The 4,033-nt window shown below is 70.9% G+C and carries 3 protein-coding genes, 1 pseudogene and 2 riboswitches; all 4 genes and pseudogenes read right to left on the bottom strand.

All coding sequences use genetic code 11. The features are described from left to right. A pseudogene (locus I5I_RS02700) lies at positions 1–933 on the bottom strand (glycine dehydrogenase (aminomethyl-transferring)); the annotation flags it as partial. Next, positions 930–1,313, bottom strand: coding sequence for a glycine cleavage system protein GcvH (gene gcvH / locus I5I_RS02695; protein ID WP_036316200.1), 384 nt, complete (start codon positions 1,311–1,313; stop codon positions 930–932). The gene gcvH and the pseudogene I5I_RS02700, both read right to left, overlap by 4 nt. Further along, positions 1,310–2,488, bottom strand: a complete 1,179-nt coding sequence (locus tag I5I_RS02690; RefSeq protein ID WP_051039447.1) for a glycine cleavage system aminomethyltransferase GcvT — start codon at positions 2,486–2,488, stop codon at positions 1,310–1,312. The genes gcvH and I5I_RS02690 overlap by 4 nt, the downstream gene beginning before the upstream one ends. A 53-nt stretch (positions 2,489–2,541) precedes the next feature. Further along, a riboswitch (glycine riboswitch) is annotated at positions 2,542–2,643 on the bottom strand. Between the two features lies 1 nt (position 2,644). Beyond that, a riboswitch (glycine riboswitch) is annotated at positions 2,645–2,751 on the bottom strand. A 57-nt stretch (positions 2,752–2,808) separates the two neighbouring features. Beyond that, positions 2,809–3,993: a MarP family serine protease gene (locus I5I_RS02685; protein WP_036316205.1), complete on the bottom strand. Its 1,185-nt coding sequence runs from the start codon at positions 3,991–3,993 to the stop codon at positions 2,809–2,811. Positions 3,994–4,033: the final 40 nt, after the last annotated feature.

The raw sequence follows: 4,033 nt of genomic DNA, 5'->3' as shown, positions 1-4,033 counted from the left end.
AGCTCGGTCCCGGGGATCCTCTAGAGTCCCCGAAACGCCGACCAGCCGTCCCGGCAGCTGGCGCTCGAGACCGGACCTGACGGCCATGTATCCGGCGTGCGGACCGCCGAAACCCATCGGCACGCCGAAACGTTGCGTGGTGCCCACGGCGATGTCGGCGCCGAGAGAGCCCGGCGAGCGCAGCAGCGTCAGCGCCAACAGGTCGGCCGCGGCCACGACGAGGCCGCCCTGCTCCTGCACGGCGCCGACGACGGCGGCCGGATCCCACACGCGACCGGATGCTCCGGGATACTGAACAAGGGCTCCGAACGCACCCGTCGCGCCGGCGGGCACCCCCTCGGCGGCGAGATCGGCTTCGATGATCTCGATACCGAGCGCCGCCGCACGGTGGGCAAGCAGCGCTTTGGTCTGCGGCAGGGCATCGGCGTCCACGAGGAACACGTTGCTGGTCGCCTTCGAGGCGCGGCGCGCCACGAGCATCCCCTCGACGACAGCGGTCGCCTCGTCGAGCATCGAGGCGTTCGCGGTCGCAAGGCCGGTGAGGTCGGTGACCATCGTCTGGAAGTTGATGAGGGCCTCGAGCCGTCCTTGAGAGATCTCCGGCTGGTACGGGGTGTAGGCCGTGTACCAAGAGGGGTTCTCGAAGACGTTCCGCGCGATCACCGACGGCGTCAGCGTGTCGTAGTATCCCAGGCCGATCATGGCGCGCGCGGGCCGGTTCTGCGAGGCGAGCTCGCGCAGTTCTGCGAGCGCCTCGGCCTCGGTGGCAGCGAAAGGGATCGCGCTGTCGGCGACGGGTGCGGCATGGATGGATGCCGGGACCGCCCGCTCGACGAGGGCGTTCACACTCTCGTAGCCGAGCACGTGCAGCATCTCCGCCTGGGCGGCGGCGTCCGTGCCGATGTGCCGATCGCGGAAGGGCGCCGTGTTCACTCCTCGCCGCCCGTGAGTGCGACGTAGGCAGCTCGATCGAGCAGGGCGTCGACATCGGCGGGATCGACCTGGATCTTCACGAGCCATCCGCCCTCGAACGACCCGCTGTTGACGAGGGATGGGTCGTCCACGACGGCGTCGTTGACGGCGACGATCTCGCCGGTCAGCGGCGCGTAGAGCTCACCGACCGACTTCGTGGACTCGATTTCGCCGCACACCGTGTTCGCGGTGACGGTGGAGCCCACCGCGGGCAGGTCGACGTAGACGACGTCGCCGAGCTTGTCCGCGGCGTAGTCGGTGATGCCGACCGTCGCGACATCGCCCTCGAGGGCGACCCACTCGTGTTCTTCGGTGTACTTGAGGGTGGTCAGGTCGGTCATGCGGTCCTCCGGTAGAAAGGCAGAGCGGTCACGGTCGCGGGGATCAGAGTGCCCCGCACGTCGATGAAGAGCGAGGTGCCGGGGTCGGCGAAACTCGGGGGCACGAAGGCCATCGCGATGGGGTGTCCGAGCGTCGGGCTCAGTGCCCCGCTCGTGATCTCACCCACCACGTTGCCGTCGGCATCCACCACGGCGTAGCCGGCGCGGCCGGCGCGACGGCCCTCGGCGACGAGACCGACCAGCACGGGCCGGTCGGTGGCGTCCACCGCGACGGCGGCCTTGCCGACGAACTCGTCCTTGTCGGCGGCGACGACGCGCCCGAGCCCCGCCTGGGCGGGCAGGATCGCGGTCGACAGCTCATGGCCGTGCAGCGGCATGCCCGCTTCGAGACGGAGGGTGTCGCGCGCGGCGAGCCCCGCGGGGACGAGTCCGAACGGCTCCCCCGCCTCGACCAGCGAGTCCCAGAGCGCGGGGGCGAGCGCGTTCGACAGCATCAGCTCGAAGCCGTCCTCACCGGTGTATCCGGTGCGGGCGATGAACAGCGGCTGGTCCTGGAAGCGCGCCTGCGACCAGGCGTAGTAGCCGAGGTCGGCGAGCGCGGGCTCCACGTCGGCGATGCCGGCGGTCGCTTCCACGATCTCGCGAGCACGTGGACCCTGCACCGCGATCAGCGCGGTCTGATCGGAGATGTCCTCGACGACAGCGGGCTCGGTGCCGACGACGAACCCGAACACGCCGTCCGCGGGCACCTCCCGGCCGGATCGCACGATCTGCGCCGCCCGATCGACCCGCGCCGCGAACGCCTCCGCGACGAGCGCGCGGTTGCCGGCGTTCGAGATGACGAGGAACCGGTCGTCGCCCGTGCGGTAGACGATGACGTCGTCGATCACGCCGCCGTTCTCGTCGAGCAGAAGCGAGTACTTCGCTTTGCCGACCTTCATGCTCGAGATCCGCCCGGCGAGCGCGTAGTCGAGGAAGGCCGCGGCCCCCGAACCCGTCACGAGGAACTCCGCCATGTGAGAGATGTCGAACAGTCCGGCGGCTGTTCGCACCGCGTGGTGCTCGGCGAGATCGGACGTGTAGCGCACGGGCATGTTCCAGCCACCGAAGTCGGTGAACGAGGCGCCGAGCGCAGCATGGCGATCGGCGAGTGCGGTGGTGCGGAGGTCTGGCATGAGTTCTCCCCGGGACATCGGGCGGGCGGATGCCGGGACCGGCAGCCGGGAACTCCCCCTCTGTCATCGGCCTGAGAGTTTCGCCGGGCCCGCCTGCGCGGAACCGGCTTTCACCGTCGGCGGATCCCCCACTGCGGGATCGCTTTCCAGAGCGGCCGGACGCGAGCGGTACGCGGACCTGAGAGATTGGCGGGGAGGCTTGCTCCTTCGGTGCCCGGATCCTCGAGAAACGCTGGATGCCGGGGCTCTCCCGCACACGTCATGCGGCCTGTCTTCAGTTGCCCTGTCAGCATAGCGCCTGGCTCGACGCACATCAGCGGCTAGCGCGTGCAGCGTCCCGATGCGACGGTCGGCGAGTCGGCAGTGACCCGTTCCAGCTCCGGGCGCAGCACGGTGGTCGTGGTCGCATAGCCACGCCCTTCGCCGTCCGCGCCGCGGGCGAAGACCACGCCGACGACGTCGCCGGCGGCATCCAGCAGCGGGCCGCCGGAGTTTCCCGGCTGGACGTCGGCCTGCAAGGCGTAGATCTCCCGCGGATTCACCGACGAGTCGTAGATGTCGGGCACGGGCACCGACGACACGGACAGAATCCCCGCCGACACGTTGGTGAACGGGCCGCCGTGCGGGTATCCCTGCACGGCGGCCTGCGTTCCGGCGGCAGCGGGGTCGGCGATGGTGAGCGGGGTCGCCGGCAGGCCGCCGATCGAGAGCACGGCGAGGTCGTTCACCGGATCGAAGAGGACGATGCGCCCCTCTCCCGCACGACCACCGGGCAGTTCCACGACGGGCGTGTCGACTCCCGCAACGACGTGGGCATTCGTCACGACCAGTCCCGGCGCGGCCACGAAGCCCGATCCCGTCATCGAGACCCCGCACGCGTAGGCCGTGCCGCTCACCCGGGCCACGGATGCCGCAGCGTTCTGCAGCGCGGGGTCGTCGAGGCTGATCGGCGGATCGGTGGGGGTGACGATCGCTCCGATCGCCGCCTCCAGCCGCGGCAGGCCGTCCGAGAGCAGCGCACCACGCGCCTGGGCCAGCGCGTCCTGGACCGGCGGGGGCGTGATCGCCTGCAGCGCACCGACGACGCGCGAGGAGGCGACCGCCGACGACACGTAAGGGATGCCCGCCGTCGCGAGCCCCGAGGAGACGAGCACGAGAGCCAACGCGGCGGCCACGGTGGTGAGCACGCCGCCGAGGAAGCGCTCGAGTCCGCGCAGTCGCGCGCGGTCGACGCCGCGACGAATGGCCATTCCGATGGCGGCTCCGGCCGCGGTTCCGACGACGACGAGCCCGATCGCGGCGGCGGCGAGCGCAGCGGTGCGCCAGCCTCCGGAGGGGACGACGGTGGACAGCCACGGGGTCACCAGAGGCAGCAGCCAGAGAGCGGCGGCCGCGCCGCCGATCATCCCGATGACGCTGCCGAGGCTGGCGAAGAAGCCGCGCGCCAGACCCGACGCGAGGGCGAGAAGCAGCGCCACGACGGCGATGATGTCGACGATCAGCACGGGGACCTCCGCGCTCACCGTAGCCGCTGCGGTCCGCGAT

This window comes from Microbacterium sp. B24 (genome assembly GCF_000333415.1).
Lineage (GTDB): Bacteria > Actinomycetota > Actinomycetes > Actinomycetales > Microbacteriaceae > Microbacterium.
This window is presented reverse-complemented; position numbering and strand designations above follow the sequence as displayed.

Excerpts from the sequence above, each read along its gene's own strand:
- gcvH (WP_036316200.1), bottom strand. The coding sequence starts at position 1,313 with ATGACCGACCTGACCACCCTCAAGTACACCGAAGAACACGAGTGGGTC.
- I5I_RS02690 (WP_051039447.1), bottom strand. The coding sequence starts at position 2,488 with ATGCCAGACCTCCGCACCACCGCACTCGCCGATCGCCATGCTGCGCTC.